Source organism: Bacillus sp. C28GYM-DRY-1 (assembly GCF_030519405.1).
Lineage (GTDB): Bacteria > Bacillota > Bacilli > Bacillales > Bacillaceae > Bacillus > Bacillus spizizenii_A.
The window spans coordinates 1-20,017 of the sequence record NZ_JAUMKF010000011.1 but is presented as its reverse complement, the minus strand read 5'-3'; the positions used below and the strand labels follow the sequence as shown (position 1 = coordinate 20,017).

Here is a 20,017-nt window from a genome sequence, read left to right as displayed (position 1 = left end):
TCTGCGAATAAAAGGGAGGGGATGACATGCACCGGGGCAAAGGGATGAAATTTGTAGGCGACTCAAGGATACCGGCTGAAAAAAAGCCGAATATACCGAAGGATTATTCGGAGTATCCCGGTAAAACAGAGGCTTTCTGGCCGAATTTCTTGTTGAAGGAATGGATGGTTGGAGCTGTCTTTCTGATCGGTTTTCTTGTTTTGACGATTGTGCATCAGCCGCCGTTGGAGCGGATGGCAGACCCGACTGATACAGGTTATATTCCGCTGCCGGATTGGTATTTTCTTTTCTTATACCAGCTGTTGAAGTATGAATACGCCGCCGGAAGCTTTACAGTGGTCGGCGCCATAATTATGCCGGGACTCGCTTTTGGCGCCCTGCTTTTGGCGCCATTCCTTGACAGAGGAATAGAGAGAAGGCCATGGAAGCGTCCTGTTGCTGTCGGTATGATGCTTTTGGCGATTTCCGCTGCTGTATTTTTGACGTGGCAGTCAGTTGCGACTCACGACTGGGCCAAGGCAGAAGAACAAGGGAAAATCACAAAAGAAGCCGACATTGACACCAATGCAGAAGGATATAAGATTTTTAAGGAGCAGGGCTGTATTTCTTGCCATGGGGATAACCTTCAAGGAGGGGCAGCCGGGCCTTCGTTGGTTGACAGCGGGCTGAAGCCGGATGAAATCAAAAAAATTGCTGTTGAAGGGAAAGGCGAAATGCCGGCGGGCGTATTCAAAGGGAATGATAAGCAGCTCGAAGAACTTGCGAAATTTATTTCTGAAACAACCGCAAAATAACGTGTTCTGAATTGTGAATTGTGAAATGGAAGGATATACTTTTATTATCAAAAGCTGACCCGGCGTCAGCTTTTTTATATGGACATATTATTTTTACAGACTGAGAGTTGATTTGATGTGAAATGGTTTCAATATGTATTAGGACGGCGGCCGATGCTTATTCTTGTCTTAGCCATCAATTTTCTGGGAACGGTTTACGGATACTATTGGTACTTGCCGCAGCTTCTGGAGACACCGGCCCGTTTCCTGATTTTTGTTCCGGACAGTCCGACAGCAACGTTTTTCTTTCTGTTTGTGCTGCTCGCCTTTATCATGAAACGGAACGCTCCGCTCTTTGAGGCGCTTGCGCTAGTCACCCTCGTAAAGTATGGTCTATGGGCGGTCGCTATGAATTTTCTTGTGCTGGCTGTAGAAGGTGACTTGCCGTGGGAGGGCTATATGTTGATTGCCTCGCACTTTGCCATGGCAGTCCAAGGCGTGTTGTACAGTCCGTACTTTCGTTTTTCTTTTTGGCATCTTGCAGTTGCTGCAGTCTGGACGCTGCACAACGATGTTATTGATTACTTGTTTGACATGATGCCGCAATACTCTATGCTTTCTGATTATATGACTGATATAGGGTACGGAACATTTTGGCTGAGCATCTTTTCAATTGGGCTTGCTTACTTTCTCGTGGTCTCGAAAAAGCAAACAAAGCTTGAGCTGATGTAAAGACAATGTTGGTCTATCCTTGTCCCTTTCTTCATATTCTGTAAGGAGAGAGAGTGGGAGGGACCTGCATGAAACGAAAGCTGACGATCTGTTTGTTGATTGCTCTTATTTTTTATAATGGAAATGCCAAGGCTGCAGAGCGGGGAAGTCTCGAAGAGTTGAACGATTTATCCGATACGGTCTTTCAAATGACCCGCCAGTCAAAATATGAAGAGGCACTGCAAGTCCTTGCTTATTTTGAAAAAGCATTAAAGTCCGCTGAGAAAAAAAAGCAAGACACCATGCTAACTGGAGCCCAAATCCGTCAAATCACACTGGGCTATAACGATATGGTACGGAGTTTAAAGCAGGCTGATACTTCAGATACACAAAAACTCAGAGCCGCTGCGCAGTTCAGAATGCTGATGGACGCAGTTGACAATCGATCTAATCCGCTTTGGGGCTCACTGGAAAGACCGATAATGGAAGCCTTTGCTGAACTGAAGCAGGATGTCCAAAAGAATGAAAGTACGAGCTTTCATGAAAAATGGAATGAATTTATCAGTCTATATGATTTGATTTACCCTAGTCTTACAATCGATGTATCAGAGGGTCAGCTTGAAACAGTTGGCAAACATATAGACGTCATTGAGCAAGAGGGATTTCAGCAAATGACTGAGAGCACAAAGCTTGAACGGCTTTCTCTTCTTCAGCATGATCTGAAAAATGTTTTTGACAGGGTGGAGGAGGATGATGCCGATCCGTCTTTACTCTGGGTGATCATCACAACCGGCAGCATCATTATTACAGCCCTGACCTATGTCGGCTACAGAAAGTACAAAGCGGAGAAAAACAAGCTGAAAAAACGGGACTACCCTAAATAAGCATGGAGGGCGGCTGTTGCCGCCTTTTTTCTATCAAATGTCAGCGCGGTAGCGGATTTTTATTTTCGTCAAGCGTAAATCCTTCTCCGAGCACGTCGTGGACATCGCTTACCGCCACAAAGGCATGAGGATCAACTGAGTTAATCACACTTTTCAGCATCACCAATTCGTTTTTCGGCACGACACAATAAAGAACGTCTATATCTTCTTTTGTAAAGGAACCCTGTCCTTTCAAAATGGTGACGCCTCGTTCCATTTCTTCAAGAATCTTTTTCTGGATCAGATCGTTTTTCGAAGAGATAATCGTAGCCCCTTTAGCAGCGTATCCGCCTTCCTGAATAAAATCAATTAATCTTGCAGCGACAAATACCGCCACCAGGGTATACATTGCTTCTTTGTAGGAGAGATACGTAAGCAAAGATAAAATGATGACGCATGCATCGAAAGCAAACATCGTTCTGCCCATTGGAATCCCAAAATACTTATTAATCAAACGGGCGATGATATCAACTCCGCCTGTCGTACCGCCAAACTTGAAAATAATGCCTAATCCGACTCCGATAAACACGCCGGCAAATAAAGAAGCGAGCGCTAAGTCGTGCTGAAGGGGCATATGTATTTCATATCGCTGAAAAATGCTGAGGAACAAAGACAAGGCTACAGTGCCGACAAGGGTATAAACAAACATTGTTCTGCCAAGTAAACGCCAGCCGATAAAAAAGATCGGGATGTTCAAAACCAGGTTCGAGATAGAGGGGCTGATGTGAAAAAGGGCATAAAGCAAAAGTGTAATACCTGTAAAACCGCCCTCAGCCAGATTGTTCTGCATATTGAAGTGAACCAAGCCAAATGAAAAAATTGCCGCTCCGATTAAAATAAAAAATATGTTTTTTAATCTAATTTCTCCAAGCATCACACAAAACCCCTTTTCCTTCCATTAGATAGCGTTTATATTATAGTGGATGAAAAAGAAAACAGCAAACGTGCTTAAACATTTGTCAAACGTATCTGAATTAGCTAACATGTAAGAGGATGATAGGAGGTTTCGTTTAGTGAGTGATAAAACAATGAAAGACATACAGGCTGAAGTAGACCGTTACATCGGCCAATTTAAAGAAGGATATTTCAGCCCGCTTGCCATGATGGCGAGGCTGACCGAAGAACTTGGCGAGCTTGCCAGAGAAGTGAATCACCGCTATGGAGAAAAACCAAAAAAAGCGTCTGAGGATGATAAAAGCATGGAAGAGGAAATGGGCGATGTGCTGTTTGTATTGGTTTGTTTAGCCAACTCCCTTGATATCTCTTTAGAGGAAGCCCACGACCGAGTCATGCATAAATTTAATACTAGAGATAAAGATCGCTGGACCAGAAAAGAAGAAGGAAAGTAGAGGAGATCAGGATGTCAAACGAAACAATTAGAGTAGTCATTGCAGGTCCGCGTGGAAGAATGGGGCAGGAAGCTGTTAAATTGACAGAACGAACACCTCATTTTGACCTTGTCGGGGCCATAGACCATACATACGACCAGCAAAAATTATCTGATGTGATGTCTGTTGAGTCAGATGCTCTCATTTACACAGATATCCGTACATGCTTTACGGAGACACAGCCGGATGTCTTAATTGATTTAACAACGCCTGAAATCGGGAAAGTACATACAAAAATTGCATTAGAGCACGGCGTTCGTCCTGTTGTTGGAACAACTGGTTTCTCAGAAGCTGATTTAAAAGAGCTTACGTCTTTAACAGAAGAGAAGGGAATCGGAGCCATCATCGCTCCAAACTTTGCGCTTGGTGCGGTGCTGATGATGAAATTTTCGAAAATGGCTGCCAACTACTTTGAGGATGTTGAGATTATTGAGCTTCACCATGACCGGAAGCTTGACGCACCAAGCGGAACGGCGCTGAAAACAGCGGAAATGATTTCAGAAGTCCGTCAAGAAAAACAGCAAGGACACCCGGATGAAAAAGAAATTCTCCCTGGAGCAAGAGGAGCGGAGCAAAACGGTATCCGCTTGCACAGTGTCCGTCTTCCGGGATTGATCGCACATCAGGAAGTCATGTTCGGCATGGATGGCCAAACGCTTCAGATCCGCCACGATTCCTATAACCGCGCTTCCTTCATGTCAGGTGTTAAACTGTCAGTCGAACAAGTCATGAAGATTGATCAGCTTGTGTACGGATTAGAAAATATCATTGATTAGACAGGGGGATAAATGATGAAAATAGCTTTGATCGCGCATGACAAGAAAAAACAGGATATGGTTCAATTTACAACTGCCTATCGAGATATTTTGAGGCAACATGATCTATACGCTACCGGCACAACAGGGTTGAAAATTCAAGAGGCGACAGGTCTTCAAATTGAACGTTTTCAATCCGGCCCTTTAGGGGGGGACCAGCAAATCGGTGCACTGATCGCGGCCAATGCACTCGATCTTGTCATCTTTTTGCGCGACCCGCTGACCGCGCAGCCGCATGAACCGGATGTCTCGGCATTAATCCGGTTATGTGATGTGTATTCCATTCCGCTCGCTACAAATATGGGTACTGCGGAGATTTTGGTCCGCACACTTGATGATGGTGTTTTCGAATTCCGCGACCTTCTTCGGGGAGAAGAGCCGAATGTATAATGCTGACGTTCTTGCGTTTGGCGCCCACAGTGATGATGTCGAGATCGGAATGGGCGGCACAATTGCGAAGCTTGTCAAACAGGGAAAAAAAATAATGATATGCGATTTGACTCAAGCGGAGCTCTCTTCAAACGGAACGGTTAGTTTACGTAAAGAAGAAGCAGCTGAAGCAGCACGTGTGTTAGGTGCAGAAAAAAGAATTCAGCTGACACTTCCAGACCGCGGTCTGATAAAGAGTGATTCGGCAATTCGGGCAATTGTCAGTGTCATCAGAACCTGCCGGCCTAAAGCAGTTTTTATGCCGTATAAAAAGGATCGCCATCCGGATCACGGCAATGCAGCCGCACTGGTGGAAGAAGCGATCTTTTCCGCAGGAATTCACAAATTTAAAGACGAAAAAAGCCTTCCCGCGCATAAAGTAAACAAGGTCTACTACTATATGATCAATGGCTTTCACCAGCCTGATTTTGTCATTGATATCTCGGATACAATAGAGGCCAAAAAACAAAGCCTCAATGCCTACAAAAGCCAGTTTATACCGTCAAAGGATTCAGTTTCAACTCCTCTGACGAATGGCTATATCGAAATCGTTGAAGCGAGAGAAAAGCTTTACGGTAAAGAAGCGGGTGTGGAGTATGCCGAAGGTTTCTTTTCCAAACGGATGCTGATGCTCGATCATGATGTGCTTGGGGGAGAACAATGAAAAAACTAAAAATAGGGATCACATGCTATCCGAGCGTCGGAGGCTCAGGTATCATTGCGACAGAACTGGGGAAGCAGCTTGCTGAAAAGGGACATGAAATCCATTTTATCACGTCAAGCATTCCGTTTAGACTAAATACATATCACCCCAATATTCATTTTCATGAAGTTGAGGTTAATCAATACGCTGTTTTCAAGTATCCTCCGTATGATTTGACATTGGCAAGCAAAATCGCTGAGGTGGCAGAACGGGAAAATTTAGATATTATCCATGCTCACTACGCTCTCCCGCATGCGGTTTGCGCCTATCTTGCGAAGCAGATGCTGAAACGCCAAATCGGCATTGTGACAACTTTGCATGGCACGGATATCACGGTGTTAGGCTATGACCCGTCTCTAAAAGATCTTATCCGTTTTGCCATTGAGGCGTCAGACAGGGTGACAGCTGTCTCCTCAGCGCTTGCAGCTGAAACGTACGATTTAATTAAACCGGAGAAAAAAATTGAAACAATTTATAACTTTATAGACGAGCGCGTGTATCTGAAGAAAAACACTGTGGCAATTAAAGAGAAACATGGTATTCTACCAGACGAAAAAGTTGTCATCCATGTGTCCAACTTTAGAAAGGTCAAACGTGTGCAGGACGTCATCCGTGTGTTCCGCAATATCGCGGGCAAAACGAAAGCAAAGCTGCTTTTAGTTGGAGACGGTCCAGAGAAATCAACAGCCTGTGAGCTTGTCAGAAAATATGGATTGGAAAACCAAGTTTTAATGCTTGGTAATCAAGACCGTGTTGAGGAACTTTATTCCATTAGCGATTTAAAGCTGCTGCTGTCTGAAAAAGAAAGCTTCGGCCTTGTCCTGCTTGAGGCGATGGCTTGTGGAGTGCCTTGTATCGGAACAAACATTGGCGGTATTCCGGAGGTTATTAAGAACAATGTGAGCGGATTTCTGGTGGATGTCGGCGATGTCGCAGCCGCAACAGCCCGCGCCATGAGTATTTTAGAAGATGAACAGCTAAGCAAGCGTTTTACAGAGGCTGCAATGGAGATGCTCAAAAATGAGTTTTCTTCACAAAAAATTGTCAGCCAATATGAACAGATCTATGCCGATTTAGCAGAACCGGAGTGATAATATGGAACAAGTTTTTATCAAAGCACTTCCCGTGCTCCGCACCTTAATCGAAGCAGGCCACCAGGCTTATTTTGTCGGAGGCGCAGTTCGTGACAGCTATATGAAACGAACGATCGGAGATGTCGATATTGCGACTGATGCGGCACCGGATCAAGTACAAAGGCTGTTTCAGCGGACGGTTGATGTAGGCAAAGAGCATGGGACGATTATTGTGCTCTGGGAAGATGAAACATATGAAGTCACTACATTCCGGACTGAATCAGAATATGAAGATTATAGAAGACCGTCAGACGTGCAATTTATCACGTCATTGGAAGAGGATTTAAAACGCAGAGATTTGACGATTAATGCAATGGCCATGACAGCGGATGGGAAGGTGCTTGATTATTTCGGCGGCAAGAAAGATATTGATCAGAAACTGATTCGAACCGTCGGAAAGCCTGTGGACAGATTTCAAGAGGATGCACTTCGTATGCTGAGAGCTGTACGCTTTATGAGCCAGCTTGGCTTCACACTTTCACCGGATACAGAGGAAGCGATCACGAAGGAAAAAACACTGCTGTCCCATGTTTCAGTCGAACGAAAAACAGTAGAGTTCGAGAAGCTACTGCAGGGAAGAGCGTCCCGCCAGGCGCTTCAAACGCTCATTCATACGGGGCTGTATGAGGAACTGCCTGGTTTTTATCATCAACGAGAGAACCTGCTTGTGGCGAGTGAGTTTCCGTTTTACTCTTTAACATCCCGTGAAGAGCTTTGGGGTGCGCTTTTAATTGATCTTGAAATAGATTTGAAAGATGCGCCGCTTTTTCTGAAAGCATGGAAGCTCCCGGGAAAAGTGATGAAGGAAGCGATTCACATAGCCCATACGTTTGGCCAGAGCCTTGACGCTATGTCAATGTACAAAGCTGGGGAAAAATCAATTGTTGCAGCGGCCAAAATATCGCAGCTTCGGCAAAACAAAAAATTGGATGATGAAAAACTAAAGGACATTCAAAACACGTATCAAAGCCTGCCGATCAAAAGCCTTAAGGATCTTGATTTCACAGGTAAGGATTTGCTTGCGCTTCGTAACCGGCCTGCCGGTAAATGGGTGTCGGAGGAATTACAGCAGATCGAGCAGGCTGTTGTGACAGGAAAGCTCTCCAATCAAAAGAAACACATAGAGGAGTGGCTGAAGACATGCGGTCAACATTAAGAAAAGACCTTATTGAATTATTTTCTCAGGCCGGAAGTGAATTTATTTCCGGCCAAAAAATCAGTGATGCCCTCGGGTGTTCGAGAACAGCTGTGTGGAAGCATATAGAAGAGCTTCGGAAAGAGGGCTATGAAGTAGAAGCCGTTAGAAGAAAAGGATATCGGCTTATCAAAAAGCCCGGGAAACTCAGTGAAAGTGAAATTCGCTTCGGATTGAAAACGGAAGTGATGGGCCAGCATCTTATCTATCAAGACGTTATTTCAAGCACGCAAAAAACGGCGCATGAGCTTGCGAATAATAATGCACCGGAAGGCACTCTTGTGGTGGCTGACAAACAAACAGCTGGCAGGGGACGAATGTCTAGGGTCTGGCATTCACAAGAAGGAAACGGCATTTGGATGAGCCTGATTTTGCGGCCTGACATTCCGCTCCAAAAAACACCGCAGCTCACATTACTTGCTGCTGTAGCTGTTGTGCAGGGAATAGAAGCGGCAGCAGGCATCCAAACGGATATTAAATGGCCTAATGATATTTTGATTAACGGAAAAAAAACAGTCGGGATCTTAACCGAAATGCAGGCCGAGGAAGACCGCGTGCGGTCAGTTATCATCGGGATCGGTATTAACGTAAACCAGCAGTCTGGTGATTTTCCAGATGAACTGAAGGACATCGCGACAAGCCTCAGCCAAGCCGCCGGAGAAAAAATTGACCGGGCCGGCGTCATCCAGCATATTTTACTTTGCTTTGAAAAACGGTACCGGGATTATATGACACACGGTTTTACGCCGATTAAGCTTTTATGGGAAAGCTATGCGCTGGGAATCGGCACTAATATGAGAGCCAGAACGTTAAACGGAACCTTTTACGGGAAGGCGTTAGGTATAGATGATGAAGGCGTTCTTCTTTTAGAAACGCAGGAAGGCATTAAAAAAATCTATTCTGCCGATATTGAATTGGGTTAATGTGTTGGTACAAGCCCGTTGATTTTGGTATACTTCCATTGGGCAGTATCGCCTGCGAACTGCACCTATTATAAAAATAGATAGACATTGCAGCAGTCTGCCTTGATCCAAAAAAGGACTGGGACAGAGGGATGAAACTCGCCGAACTTTAGAAAGTGAAGAATCCTTCTCGTTAAGCGGAAGGTTTTTTGGCTTGTATTAAAAACGGCAGCTCATCTCCTCTAAACATGAGGAGGAGAAAACATGAAAACAAAACTAGATTTTCTTAAAATGAAGGAGAATGAAGAACCGATTGTGATGCTGACCGCTTATGATTATCCGGCAGCTAAGCTTGCTGAACAAGCGGGAGTCGACATGATTTTAGTCGGTGATTCACTGGGAATGGTCGTCCTCGGCCTTGATTCAACTGTCGGTGTGACAGTTGCGGACATGATCCATCATACAAAAGCTGTTAAAAGGGGCGCGCCGAATACTTTTATTGTGACAGACATGCCGTTTATGTCCTATCACCTGTCCAAGGAGGATACGCTAAAAAATGCAGCGGCTATCGTTCAGGAAAGTGGAGCTGACGCACTGAAGCTTGAGGGCGGAGAAGGCGTGTTTGAATCCATTCGCGCATTGACGCTTGGGGGCATTCCGGTAGTCAGTCACTTAGGCCTGACACCGCAGTCAGTCGGCGTATTAGGCGGGTATAAAGTACAGGGCAAAGACGAACAAAGCGCCAAAAAATTAATAGAAGACAGTATAAAATGCGAAGAAGCAGGAGCTATGATGCTTGTGCTGGAATGTGTGCCTGCAGAACTCACAGCCAAAATTGCCGGGATGCTGAGCATACCGGTCATCGGGATCGGGGCTGGTGTGAAAGCAGACGGGCAAGTTCTCGTTTATCATGATATTATCGGCCATGGTGTTGAGAGAACACCTAAATTTGTAAAACAATATACGCGAATTGACGAAACAATTGAAACAGCAATCAGCGGATATGTCCAGGATGTAAGACATCGTGCTTTCCCTGAACAAAAGCATTCCTTTAAAATGAATCAGACAGTGCTGGACGGCTTGTACGGAGGAAAATAAGATGAGACAGATTACAGATATTTCACAGCTGAAAGAAGCCATAAGACAATATCAGTCAGAGGGGAAGTCAATTGGATTTGTTCCGACGATGGGATTTCTGCATGAGGGACATTTAACCTTGGCAGACAAAGCAAGACAAGAAAATGACGCCGTCGTTATGAGTATTTTTGTGAATCCTGCGCAGTTTGGTCCTAATGAAGATTTTGAGGCATATCCTCGCGATATCGAGCGGGATGCGGCTCTTGCAGAAAACGCCGGAATCGATATTCTTTTTACGCCTGATGCCCATGATATGTATCCCGGTAAAAAGAATGTCGCGATTCAGGTCAAAAGACGCACAGGCGTTTTATGCGGACGCTCAAGAGAAGGACATTTTGACGGTGTTGCAATTGTACTGACGAAGCTGTTCAATCTTGTGCAGCCTACCCGCGCTTATTTCGGTTTAAAGGATGCACAGCAGGTAGCAGTTGTTGATGGCTTAATCAGCGATTTCTTCATGGATATTGAATTGGTTGCTGTCGATACGGTCAGAGAGGAAGACGGCTTAGCCAAAAGCTCCCGTAATGTATATTTAACAGCTGAAGAAAGAAAAGAAGCGCCTAAGCTGTATCGGGCCCTTCAAACAAGTGCGGAGCTGATTAGAGCCGGCGAAAGAGACCCTGAAGCTGTGATAAAAGCTGCGAAAGAAATCATTGATACGACAAGCGGCACCATTGACTATGTGGAGCTTTATTCCTATCCGGAACTCGAGCCTGTGAGCAAAATTGAAGGAAAGATCATTCTGGCTGTTGCAGTTGCTTTTTCAAAAGCGCGTTTAATAGATAATATCATTATTGATATTCGAGAAATGGAGAGAATATAATATGTATCGCACAATGATGAGCGGCAAGCTTCATAGAGCAACTGTTACGGAAGCAAATCTGAATTATGTGGGAAGCATTACAATTGATGAAGATCTCATTGAAGCGGTGGGAATGCTTCCTAATGAAAAAGTGCAAATTGTGAATAATAATAATGGAGCACGTCTGGAAACGTATATTATTCCTGGTAAACGCGGAAGCGGCGTCGTCTGCTTAAACGGTGCAGCCGCACGCCTTGTACAGGAAGGAGATAAGGTCATTATTATTTCCTACAAAATGATGTCTGATCAAGAAGCGGCAAGCCACGAGCCGAAAGTGGCTGTTTTGAATGATCAAAACAAAATTGAACAAATGCTGGGGAATGAACCAGCTCGTACAATTTTGTAGAAGAAAAGCCCCCTTTATCGGGGGTTTTCTTTTAAGATTTTGGGAGTGAAACGGTTTTTCCGCTCCATTTCTGTACAAAACGTGTTACACTTTTGTCGTATGCAAGAATTGAGGTGTCCATTTTAATGAATAAGCAACGGTTCGTTGTAATAGATGTGGAAACAACAGGGAATTCGCCGAAGAAAGGCGATAAAATCATACAAATCGCAGCGGTTGTAATCGAAAATGGACAAATTACTGAGCGGTTTTCAAAATACATTAATCCAAATAAATCCATTCCTGCTTTTATTGAACAGCTTACTGGAATCTCTAATCAAATGGTAGAGCATGAACAGCCGTTTGAGGCTGTCGCTGAAAAAGTGTTCCATTTGCTTGACGGCGCTTATTTTGTCGCCCACAATATCCATTTTGACCTTGGATTTGTCAAGTATGAGTTACATAAGGCGGGCTTCCATCTCCCAGATTGTGAAGTGCTGGATACTGTCGAGCTCTCCCGTATTGTTTTTCCGGGATTTGAGGGATATAAGCTGACCGAATTAAGCGAGGAGCTTCAACTGCGGCATGATCAGCCGCATCGGGCGGACAGCGACGCTGAAGTGACAGGGCTTATTCTTTTGGAAATCCTTGAAAAGCTCCGGAAGCTTCCTTATCCGACATTAAAGCAGTTAAGAAGGCTTTCGCAGCATTTTATCAGTGATCTGACGCATTTGTTGGATATGTTCATTTATGAAAACAGACATACCGAAATACCGGGCTTTGCGCGCTTTTCCTCTTTTTCTGTCAGAGAACCCCAGTCAGTCGATGAACGTGTCAATGAAGAAGGGAACTTCTCATTTGAGATCGAAAATTGGGAAGCGGGAAATGAAAAAGCACTGTCAGAGTTAATGCCTGGGTATGAAAAAAGAGAAGGCCAAATGATGATGATGAAAGAAGTAGCTGAAGTGTTTGCCAATCGTGAGCATGCGCTGATTGAAGCTCCTCCTGGAATCGGAAAAACGATTGGCTATCTTATTCCGGCTGCGCTTTTTGCCAAGAAATCAAAGAAGCCGGTCATTATCAGTACGTATTCAACGCTTTTGCAGCAGCAGATTCTCTCAAAGGATTTGCCGATTGTCCAAGATCTGTTTCCATTTCCGGTAACAGCGGCGATTTTAAAAGGGCAATCGCATTATTTGTGCTTGTATAAATTCGAGCAGGTGCTTCATGAAGACGATGATAATTATGATGCCGTACTGACAAAGGCACAGCTCCTCGTTTGGCTGACAGAGACTAACACAGGAGATGTAGCTGAACTGAATTTGCCTTCAGGCGGAAAATTGCTGTGGGACAGATTGGCTTATGACGATGAATCCTATAAAAGAAGTCGCAATGAGAATGTGACCGGCTTTTATGAGCGTGCCAAACAGATGGCTATCCATTCCGATTTGGTGATCACCAACCATTCTCTTTTGCTGACCGATGAAGGCAGCCAGAAAAAAAGGCTCCCTGAAAGCGGCACATTTATTATCGATGAAGCACATCATTTTGAACGTGCGGCAAGCGAACATTTAGGAAAAAGAGCCACGTACATAGAATTGCATACTAAATTGAGCAGAATCGGCACTTTGAAGGAGCAGGGACTTCTAAAAAAGATGAGACAGCTATTCCAGCGAAACAGCCTGCCGGTTGATTCCTTCTTCGAATTGGAAGAGTGGATTCAGCACATTCAAGCAGAAAGTGATGCTTTCTTCAGCTCAGTGCATTCTTTTGTCAAACGAAGAAAACCTAAAGAAGACTTAAACCGTCTAGTTTTGAGGGTGAACAAAGAAAGCCAAGATAAAAGCTGGCCGATTTTAACGGATGGAGCGGAGAGGCTTTGTTCCATGCTGACACATTTACAGCAGCTTTTCGAGGCACAGTCGGCCCTGATGGAAAAACATCTGGTGAGTATGAAGAGCAAATCTGTCTTTTTAGCAGATGAATATCAAAGAAGCATGAAAGGCCTGCAGCAGTACTGTCAGAATTTGCAGAAGCTGTTCTTTGAGTCTGAAGATGATGAAGCAGTTTGGATTGAAATAGACGCAAAGGGAGCGAAAAATGCGGTGGCCATTTACGCACAGCCGCTTGAACCCGGTGAACTTTTGGCTGATCAGTTTTTCGCGCGCAAACACAGTGTGGTGCTTACATCTGCAACCCTTACAGTCGAAGATTCTTTTCAATTTATGATTGAACGACTGGGGCTGGGTGACTTTTTCCCGCGGACAATGAGAATCGAGTCGCCTTTTTCTTACGATGAGCGCATGCGGGTGATGATCCCAAAAGAAATGAAATCAATCCAAGATACGGGGCAAGCTGAATTTATACAGGATACCGCCCGTTATATCGAACTGATGGCAAAGGAAAAACAGCCTAAAATTCTTGTGCTGTTAACTTCCCATGATATGCTGAAAAAGGTTCATCAGGAACTGAAGCACGTGATGAGCGCTTCCGGCATTCAGCTCTTGGCGCAAGGAATTACAGGCGGAAGTCCCGGGAAACTGATGAAGACTTTTAAAACATCCAATCAGGCGATCCTGCTTGGTACGAATCACTTTTGGGAAGGCGTTGATTTCCCTGGAGATGAGCTGACAACGGTAATGATCGTGAGGCTTCCATTCCGGTCCCCTGACCATCCGCTTCATGCTGCCAAATGTGAGCTTGCCCGCAAAAAAGGGCGGAATCCGTTTCAAACAGTATCACTTCCGGAAGCTGTGCTGACCTTCAGACAAGGAATCGGCCGCTTGCTGCGGACATCCGGTGACAAAGGGACGATTGTCATATTGGATAGACGGATTAAAACGGCTGGTTACGGCCGGCTGTTTCTTGATGCCCTGCCGACAACCTCTGTATCAGAAATGACTGACAGCGAGCTTAAGGCTTACGTTGCAAGGAAAAATGAATAAAAGCCGCATAAAGCGGCTTTCCGGTGTGGGAGTAGGATGGTGTTTTATTTAAAAGCGGTTTTGCCGCTCTGTGATACTAGTATGGCGTGTCCTGGAATGGAGTATGACTAACAATATTTGTTCAAACTGGAGGATGAAAATATGGAAAGCAAAATCGAAATACTTTCAACAATTAATGTAGAGCATTCTGATGACCTGTATAAAATTGTAGACACACTGAATCGGACACTGAAAAGAGACAACCTGATGTTCGGCCTTGCGCTGGATGAAGAAAACAAAAACCAAGCCGTTTTTACCATTTATCGTACGTAGGTGAGAAGATGAGAAAAAAAGCGTTAATATTTACCGCCATTTTTGGTATTATTTTTTTAGCAGTACTTCTTGTCTCGGCAAGTATTTATAAAACAGCCATGGCACAAAAGGAAGAGGGGCACGAAGCAGCAGCTGCTGAAGCTAAAAAAGAAACCGATCTCGCCAACGTTGATCAAGTCGAAACATTTGTCGGAAAAGAAAAATATTATGTTGTAAAGGGAACGGACAAAAAAGGCACCACATTATATGTCTGGGTTCCTGCTGATAAAAAAGCAAAAATTCTCTCAAAAGAAGCAAAAGAGGGTATCTCGGAAGACAAAGCGGCAAAAATCATACAGGATGAAGGGCTGGTTTCAAAGCAAAAAGAGGTTCACCCGGCAAGAGAAGGAAATGTCCTGCTTTGGGAAGTGACGTACTTAGACAAAGAAGGTCAATACAGTTTAAGTTATGTGGACTTTACAACTGGAAAGATTCTCAAAAATATCACGCCTTAAGACGAATTAGGGGGAGTTCAAGTTGAAACTGGCAAAAAGAGTATCCGCATTAACACCATCTACCACACTGGCAATCACTGCGAAAGCAAAAGAACTGAAAGCGGCAGGCCATGATGTCATCGGCTTAGGAGCAGGCGAACCGGACTTCAATACACCGCAGCACATTATTGATGCCGCTGTACGTTCAATGAACGAAGGCCATACGAAATACACGCCTTCAGGTGGTCTGGCTGAACTGAAAAACAGCATTGCAGAGAAATTTAAACGTGACCAGAATATTGAATACAAACCGTCTCAAATTATTGTCTGCACTGGTGCCAAACATGCTCTGTATACCCTTTTCCAAGTGATTTTGGATGAAGGAGATGAAGTCATTATTCCAACGCCTTACTGGGTAAGCTATCCGGAGCAGGTGAAACTCGCTGGCGGAAAGCCTGTTTATGTAGAAGGCCTTGAGGAAAATCATTTCAAGATTTCTCCTGCACAGCTGAAAAATACGATCACAGATAAAACAAAAGCGATCGTCATTAACTCTCCAAGCAACCCGACTGGTGTCATGTATACGGAAGAAGAATTGGCAGCGCTTGGTGAAGTGTGCCTTGAACATGACATCCTGATTGTGTCTGATGAAATTTATGAAAAACTTACATACGGCGGAAAGAAACACGTTTCCATTGCACAGCTGTCTGACAGTCTGAAAGAGCAGACGATTATTATTAATGGCGTGTCGAAGTCACATAGCATGACGGGCTGGAGAATCGGTTATGCAGCTGGTTCTGAAGACATTATTAAAGCGATGACGAACCTTGCAAGCCACAGTACGTCAAATCCGACATCAATCGCACAGTACGGAGCGATTGCTGCCTATAACGGGCCTTCTGAGCCATTGGAGGAAATGAGAGAAGCATTTGAACATAGATTAAATACAATCTATGCACAGCTTGTAGAAATCCCTGGGTTCAGCTGTGTGAAGCCAGAAGGTGCTTTTTACTTGTTCCCGAATGCAAAAGAAGCAGCCCAATCTTGCGGTTTCAAAGATGTTGATGAATTTGTTAAAGCGCTTCTTGAGGAGGAAAAAGTTGCGATTGTTCCTGGATCTGGCTTTGGCTCTCCTGATAATGTCCGTCTGTCTTACGCAACATCGTTAGAGCTTCTTGAAAAAGCGGTTGAAAGAATCAAGCGTTTTGTCGAAAAACATAGCTAACAGATTAAAAAGCGGCTGAGAGAAAAGCCGCTTTTTATCTGCATTGACCCGGTTAGTTAAGAGCGGGTATAATAAAGTGATGATAATAGAGTTCGGGGCACTGGGCTTCCGAATGTCTTTCTTGTTTTGGAGGGAAATATGTTGAAAACAACAATCAACCAAGTGTACAAGCACGTAGGTGAGGAAGTAATGATCGGAGCTTGGGTCGCTAATAAGCGTTCAAGCGGGAAAATCGCGTTTTTACAACTGCGGGACGGTACTGGATTTATTCAAGGTGTCGTAGTCAAAGCGGAAGTGGAAGAAAGCATTTTCCAAACAGCTAAATCAGTGACGCAGGAAACGTCACTCTATATAAAAGGGATTATCAAAGAGGACGAGCGTTCCCCGCTTGGTTATGAACTAGCTGTGACAGGTATTGAAGTCATTCACGAAGCGACTGATTACCCAATTACGCCAAAAGAACACGGCACGGAATTTTTGATGGATCACAGACATTTATGGCTGCGTTCAAAACGCCAGCATGCGATCATGAAAATCCGTAATGAAATCATTCGCGCGACTTATGAATTCTTTAATAACGAAGGCTTCGTAAAAGTGGATCCTCCGATTCTGACTGGAAGCGCGCCTGAAGGAACAACAGAGCTCTTTGCGACAAAGTACTTTGATGAAGATGCTTACCTGTCTCAAAGCGGTCAGCTTTACATGGAAGCTGCGGCAATGGCTTTAGGAAAAGTATTCTCCTTCGGACCGACATTCAGAGCGGAAAAGTCCAAAACAAAGCGCCACTTGATCGAATTCTGGATGATCGAACCGGAAATGGCGTTTGTAGAATTTGAAGAAAACCTTCAAGTACAGGAAAATTACGTTTCATTCATCGTGCAATCCGTTCTTAAGAATTGCAAAATCGAATTAAACACACTAGGAAGAGACACGTCAAAACTTGAGCAAATCAAAGCTCCGTTCCCAAGAATCACGTATGACGAAGCGATTGATTTTCTGAAAGAAAAAGGCTTTGATGATATCGAATGGGGAGATGACTTCGGAGCGCCTCATGAAACAGCGATAGCCGAACACTATGACAAACCTGTTTTCATCACCCGCTACCCGACTTCCTTAAAACCGTTTTATATGCAGCCTGCTTCTGACCGTGATGATGTCGTGCTTTGCGCCGATCTGATTGCGCCGGAAGGCTATGGAGAAATTATCGGCGGATCTGAACGGATTCACGATATGGAACTTTTGGAAGCTCGTCTTAAAGAACATGGACTGGATTCTGACGCATATAAATGGTATGCTGAACTTAGAAAATATGGATCAGTTCCTCATTCCGGCTTCGGCCTTGGATTAGAGCGGACAGTAGCTTGGATCAGCGGAGCGCCTCACGTTCGTGAAACCATTCCGTTCCCAAGACTATTAAACCGTCTGTATCCGTAATACATTCAAATGAAACAAGAAAAAGAGTCTCCTGCAAGGGAGACTTTTTACAGTAAAGGGGAAATCGTGATCCTTTACAGTAAGAGGTGTGACAATGAAAAAACATCAATTTATTGACATGCAGGAGCAGGGAACGTCAACAATCCCTAATCTTCTGCTCACGCATTTTAAACAGCTCGGGCTTAATGAAACAGAACTTATCCTGCTGTTAAAAATCAAAATGCATTTAGAAAAAGGCTCTTATTTTCCTACACCGAATCAGCTGCAGGAAGGTATGTCAATTTCTGTTGAGGAATGCACAAACAGATTACGGATGTTCATCCAAAAAGGTTTTCTGTTTATTGAAGAATGCGAAGACCAAAACGGCATCAAATTTGAAAAGTACTCTCTTCAGCCTTTGTGGGGCAAGCTGTACGAGTATATACAGCTTGCACAGACTCAAACACAGGAAAAAAAAGCAGAAGGGGAACAAAAAAGCCTTTATACCATTTTTGAGGAAGAGTTCGCCAGACCCTTATCACCTTTGGAGTGTGAAACACTGGCCATTTGGCAGGACCAAGATCAGCACGACGCACAGCTGATTAAACACGCGTTAAAAGAGGCTGTACTCTCAGGAAAACTCAGCTTCCGTTACATTGACCGGATTTTGTTTGAGTGGAAGAAAAACGGGCTGAAAACTGTAGAGCAGGCTAAAATTCACAGCCAAAAATTCCGGAAGGTACAAGCAAAACAGAATGAACCGCAAAAAGAGTATAAAAGGCAGGTTCCTTTTTACAATTGGCTTGAACAATAAAGTGAAAAGGTGACAATCGTGTTAAATCTAAAACAAATTGAATTCTGTCTAGACAAGATAGGCGACATGTTTCCCCACGCAGAGTGTGAACTGGTTCATTCCAATCCTTTTGAATTAGTGGTGGCAGTCGCTTTATCTGCGCAATGTACAGATGCACTTGTAAACAGAGTGACCAAAACATTATTTCAAAAATATAAACGGCCGGAAGACTATTTGGCTGTTTCGCTGGAAGAGCTTCAGCAGGATATTAAATCAATCGGTTTGTATCGTAATAAAGCGAAAAACATTCAAAAACTGAGCAAAATGATTATTGAAGATTACGGCGGAGAAGTGCCGCGTGACCGTGATGAGCTTGTCAAACTGCCAGGTGTCGGAAGAAAGACTGCCAACGTCGTGGTATCCGTTGCCTTTGGCGTGCCGGCCATCGCCGTAGATACCCATGTGGAGAGAGTCAGCAAGCGTTTGGGAATCTGCCGTTGGAAGGACTCGGTGCTGGAAGTGGAAAAGACATTGATGCGCAAGGTTCCGAAAGAAGACTGGTCCGTTACGCATCACCGGCTTATTTTCTTCGGCAGATATCACTGTAAGGCCCAGTCACCGCGCTGTGCGGAGTGCCCGTTGCTATCTCTTTGCAGAGAAGGGCAGAAGAGAGATAAAAAAGGACTGGTGAAACGATGACGCAAGCGAAAGAAGTGTTGGCTTCCTATGAGCAATACTTGCGCAGTCTTGGCCAATTGAGCTCCTCGGATATGAAAGAAGTCTTACGGGACAATCCTGTGTATTTTGATTTCTGCACGGAATCTCAAGGCGTTTTGCCGTGGAAGGACAGTGGCAAGTATGTTCCGCTTTTATTTAATGTGTGGGATGACATTAAAGAATTACTCCTCCCAGTCTTTCAAACACGAAAATCGAGATGCGACCAAAACGATATGCTGAGGGGCATTGTGTGTTTGCTGGCTTCGCTTCATTGGACAGCAGGTGAGCGGGTGAAATCGCTTGATTGGGCAGAACTGACGGAGAAACCATTCCCTGCAAAGCCGATCAATTGGGCGGAACGAGTAGAATTTATTCTTCAAAAGCCGACCCAATACCATTGCTTTATTCAGCTTGATGAGCTATTTGCTGAAATGAAAAAGCATTTTTATAAATACCATGCGATGAATCGATAAAACCTCTCCATAGTGAAGTGCACCCCAAATTTTAGACACAGTCTAAAATTTGGAGGTGCTTTTTCTTTTGGCTAAATTTAAAAACGAAGAAAAAATCAACGCGGTCTTACGCTATATAAACGGCAACGAGAGTTTGCTTGGGATCGCAAATCATATTGGAGTGCATAAAAGGGTACTCCAATATTGGGTGAGAAAATATCAATATCACGGTGAAAAAGCGTTCTTAAAGTCATATACAAATTATCCAGTCCAATATAAACTAGACGTACTTGACTATATGAATGAACATGGGACGTCTATCTTAGAAACAGCTGCGATATTTAATTTGCCTTCTGACTCAACGCTTTGGAACTGGCAGCACGTAGTACAAACA

23 protein-coding genes are annotated in these 20,017 nt (G+C 44.1%); 22 read left to right on the top strand and 1 reads right to left on the bottom strand.

What is annotated here, in order from left to right:
- The first annotated feature begins 26 nt into the window (after positions 1-26).
- From Q3W56_RS12150 to ypjB, 3 genes are all read left to right on the top strand, one after another.
- Positions 27-794, top strand: a complete 768-nt coding sequence (locus Q3W56_RS12150; RefSeq protein WP_302895649.1) for a menaquinol-cytochrome c reductase cytochrome b/c subunit — start codon at positions 27-29, stop codon at positions 792-794.
- A gap of 117 nt (positions 795-911) precedes the next feature.
- The gene (gene lhaT, locus Q3W56_RS12145; RefSeq protein ID WP_019714765.1) at positions 912-1,505 is read left to right on the top strand and encodes a lipoprotein heptaprenylglyceryl N-acetyltransferase LhaT; all 594 of its coding nucleotides are present in this window, start codon (positions 912-914) and stop codon (positions 1,503-1,505) included.
- A 68-nt stretch (positions 1,506-1,573) separates the two neighbouring features.
- Positions 1,574-2,368: a sporulation protein YpjB gene (gene ypjB / locus Q3W56_RS12140; RefSeq protein WP_302895648.1), complete on the top strand. Its 795-nt coding sequence runs from the start codon at positions 1,574-1,576 to the stop codon at positions 2,366-2,368.
- Positions 2,369-2,408: 40 nt separating this feature from the next.
- Here the strand turns inward: ypjB and Q3W56_RS12135 are convergent, their stop codons facing one another.
- Positions 2,409-3,281 carry a YitT family protein gene (locus Q3W56_RS12135; protein WP_302895647.1) on the bottom strand — a complete coding sequence of 291 codons (873 nt, stop codon included), beginning with the start codon at positions 3,279-3,281 and terminating at the stop codon, positions 2,409-2,411.
- A 139-nt stretch (positions 3,282-3,420) separates the two neighbouring features.
- Here Q3W56_RS12135 and Q3W56_RS12130 point away from each other — a divergent pair, with 139 nt between their 5' ends.
- The 19 genes from Q3W56_RS12130 to Q3W56_RS12040 all read left to right on the top strand — a co-directional run.
- A complete protein-coding gene (locus Q3W56_RS12130; protein ID WP_003225569.1) occupies positions 3,421-3,756 on the top strand; it encodes a nucleotide pyrophosphohydrolase in 336 nt (111 codons plus the stop codon).
- Between the two features lie 11 nt (positions 3,757-3,767).
- Complete coding sequence (gene dapB / locus Q3W56_RS12125; protein ID WP_019714762.1) at positions 3,768-4,571, top strand: 4-hydroxy-tetrahydrodipicolinate reductase; 804 nt, start codon at positions 3,768-3,770, stop codon at positions 4,569-4,571.
- A 15-nt stretch (positions 4,572-4,586) separates the two neighbouring features.
- Positions 4,587-5,000, top strand: a complete 414-nt coding sequence (gene mgsA / locus Q3W56_RS12120) for a methylglyoxal synthase (protein ID WP_302895646.1) — start codon at positions 4,587-4,589, stop codon at positions 4,998-5,000.
- Positions 4,993-5,703 carry a bacillithiol biosynthesis deacetylase BshB1 gene (gene bshB1, locus Q3W56_RS12115; protein ID WP_302895645.1) on the top strand — a complete coding sequence of 237 codons (711 nt, stop codon included), beginning with the start codon at positions 4,993-4,995 and terminating at the stop codon, positions 5,701-5,703. Before mgsA ends, bshB1 begins: the two co-directional genes overlap by 8 nt.
- A complete protein-coding gene (gene bshA, locus Q3W56_RS12110) occupies positions 5,700-6,833 on the top strand; it encodes an N-acetyl-alpha-D-glucosaminyl L-malate synthase BshA (protein WP_302895644.1) in 1,134 nt (377 codons plus the stop codon). Before bshB1 ends, bshA begins: the two co-directional genes overlap by 4 nt.
- A 4-nt stretch (positions 6,834-6,837) precedes the next feature.
- Complete coding sequence (locus Q3W56_RS12105; RefSeq protein ID WP_302895642.1) at positions 6,838-8,031, top strand: CCA tRNA nucleotidyltransferase; 1,194 nt, start codon at positions 6,838-6,840, stop codon at positions 8,029-8,031.
- Positions 8,016-8,993: a biotin--[acetyl-CoA-carboxylase] ligase gene (locus tag Q3W56_RS12100; RefSeq protein ID WP_268400677.1), complete on the top strand. Its 978-nt coding sequence runs from the start codon at positions 8,016-8,018 to the stop codon at positions 8,991-8,993. The genes Q3W56_RS12105 and Q3W56_RS12100 overlap by 16 nt, the downstream gene beginning before the upstream one ends.
- A 243-nt stretch (positions 8,994-9,236) precedes the next feature.
- A complete protein-coding gene (gene panB / locus Q3W56_RS12095; protein ID WP_268400678.1) occupies positions 9,237-10,070 on the top strand; it encodes a 3-methyl-2-oxobutanoate hydroxymethyltransferase in 834 nt (277 codons plus the stop codon).
- A 1-nt stretch (position 10,071) separates the two neighbouring features.
- Positions 10,072-10,932: a pantoate--beta-alanine ligase gene (gene panC / locus Q3W56_RS12090; RefSeq protein ID WP_268400679.1), complete on the top strand. Its 861-nt coding sequence runs from the start codon at positions 10,072-10,074 to the stop codon at positions 10,930-10,932.
- A gap of 1 nt (position 10,933) precedes the next feature.
- Positions 10,934-11,317: an aspartate 1-decarboxylase gene (panD, locus tag Q3W56_RS12085; RefSeq protein WP_019714754.1), complete on the top strand. Its 384-nt coding sequence runs from the start codon at positions 10,934-10,936 to the stop codon at positions 11,315-11,317.
- Between the two features lie 125 nt (positions 11,318-11,442).
- Positions 11,443-14,238: an ATP-dependent DNA helicase DinG gene (gene dinG, locus Q3W56_RS12080; protein ID WP_302895641.1), complete on the top strand. Its 2,796-nt coding sequence runs from the start codon at positions 11,443-11,445 to the stop codon at positions 14,236-14,238.
- 141 nt (positions 14,239-14,379) lie between these two features.
- Positions 14,380-14,550, top strand: coding sequence for a YpmA family protein (locus Q3W56_RS12075; protein WP_003225588.1), 171 nt, complete (start codon positions 14,380-14,382; stop codon positions 14,548-14,550).
- An 8-nt stretch (positions 14,551-14,558) separates the two neighbouring features.
- Positions 14,559-15,044: a cell wall elongation/penicillin-binding protein regulator TseB gene (gene tseB / locus Q3W56_RS12070; RefSeq protein ID WP_302895640.1), complete on the top strand. Its 486-nt coding sequence runs from the start codon at positions 14,559-14,561 to the stop codon at positions 15,042-15,044.
- 22 nt (positions 15,045-15,066) lie between these two features.
- Complete coding sequence (gene aspB, locus Q3W56_RS12065; RefSeq protein ID WP_302895639.1) at positions 15,067-16,248, top strand: aspartate transaminase AspB; 1,182 nt, start codon at positions 15,067-15,069, stop codon at positions 16,246-16,248.
- Between the two features lie 141 nt (positions 16,249-16,389).
- Positions 16,390-17,682: an asparagine--tRNA ligase gene (gene asnS, locus Q3W56_RS12060; protein WP_302895638.1), complete on the top strand. Its 1,293-nt coding sequence runs from the start codon at positions 16,390-16,392 to the stop codon at positions 17,680-17,682.
- A 94-nt stretch (positions 17,683-17,776) separates the two neighbouring features.
- Complete coding sequence (gene dnaD, locus Q3W56_RS12055; protein WP_302895637.1) at positions 17,777-18,475, top strand: DNA replication protein DnaD; 699 nt, start codon at positions 17,777-17,779, stop codon at positions 18,473-18,475.
- A gap of 18 nt (positions 18,476-18,493) precedes the next feature.
- Positions 18,494-19,153, top strand: a complete 660-nt coding sequence (nth, locus tag Q3W56_RS12050; protein ID WP_003225594.1) for an endonuclease III — start codon at positions 18,494-18,496, stop codon at positions 19,151-19,153.
- Positions 19,150-19,644, top strand: coding sequence for a YpoC family protein (locus Q3W56_RS12045; protein ID WP_302895636.1), 495 nt, complete (start codon positions 19,150-19,152; stop codon positions 19,642-19,644). The genes nth and Q3W56_RS12045 overlap by 4 nt, the downstream gene beginning before the upstream one ends.
- Before the next feature lie 67 nt (positions 19,645-19,711).
- A partial coding sequence (locus tag Q3W56_RS12040) for a transposase (RefSeq protein WP_302895635.1) occupies positions 19,712-20,017 on the top strand: 306 nt, incomplete at its 3' end.

What these genes read in the sequence shown, in the direction of transcription:
- Q3W56_RS12075 (WP_003225588.1), top strand. Translation starts at nt 14,380, where the DNA reads ATGGAAAGCAAAATCGAAATACTTTCAACAATTAATGTAGAGCATTCT.
- panD (WP_019714754.1), top strand. Translation starts at nt 10,934, where the DNA reads ATGTATCGCACAATGATGAGCGGCAAGCTTCATAGAGCAACTGTTACG.
- bshB1 (WP_302895645.1), top strand. Translation starts at nt 4,993, where the DNA reads ATGTATAATGCTGACGTTCTTGCGTTTGGCGCCCACAGTGATGATGTC.
- Q3W56_RS12045 (WP_302895636.1), top strand. Translation starts at nt 19,150, where the DNA reads ATGACGCAAGCGAAAGAAGTGTTGGCTTCCTATGAGCAATACTTGCGC.
- mgsA (WP_302895646.1), top strand. Translation starts at nt 4,587, where the DNA reads ATGAAAATAGCTTTGATCGCGCATGACAAGAAAAAACAGGATATGGTT.
- Q3W56_RS12105 (WP_302895642.1), top strand. Translation starts at nt 6,838, where the DNA reads ATGGAACAAGTTTTTATCAAAGCACTTCCCGTGCTCCGCACCTTAATC.
- ypjB (WP_302895648.1), top strand. Translation starts at nt 1,574, where the DNA reads ATGAAACGAAAGCTGACGATCTGTTTGTTGATTGCTCTTATTTTTTAT.
- tseB (WP_302895640.1), top strand. Translation starts at nt 14,559, where the DNA reads ATGAGAAAAAAAGCGTTAATATTTACCGCCATTTTTGGTATTATTTTT.
- panC (WP_268400679.1), top strand. Translation starts at nt 10,072, where the DNA reads ATGAGACAGATTACAGATATTTCACAGCTGAAAGAAGCCATAAGACAA.
- dnaD (WP_302895637.1), top strand. Translation starts at nt 17,777, where the DNA reads ATGAAAAAACATCAATTTATTGACATGCAGGAGCAGGGAACGTCAACA.
- dinG (WP_302895641.1), top strand. Translation starts at nt 11,443, where the DNA reads ATGAATAAGCAACGGTTCGTTGTAATAGATGTGGAAACAACAGGGAAT.
- dapB (WP_019714762.1), top strand. Translation starts at nt 3,768, where the DNA reads ATGTCAAACGAAACAATTAGAGTAGTCATTGCAGGTCCGCGTGGAAGA.
- Q3W56_RS12135 (WP_302895647.1), bottom strand. Translation starts at nt 3,281, where the DNA reads ATGCTTGGAGAAATTAGATTAAAAAACATATTTTTTATTTTAATCGGA.
- Q3W56_RS12150 (WP_302895649.1), top strand. Translation starts at nt 27, where the DNA reads ATGCACCGGGGCAAAGGGATGAAATTTGTAGGCGACTCAAGGATACCG.
- Q3W56_RS12100 (WP_268400677.1), top strand. Translation starts at nt 8,016, where the DNA reads ATGCGGTCAACATTAAGAAAAGACCTTATTGAATTATTTTCTCAGGCC.
- panB (WP_268400678.1), top strand. Translation starts at nt 9,237, where the DNA reads ATGAAAACAAAACTAGATTTTCTTAAAATGAAGGAGAATGAAGAACCG.
- bshA (WP_302895644.1), top strand. Translation starts at nt 5,700, where the DNA reads ATGAAAAAACTAAAAATAGGGATCACATGCTATCCGAGCGTCGGAGGC.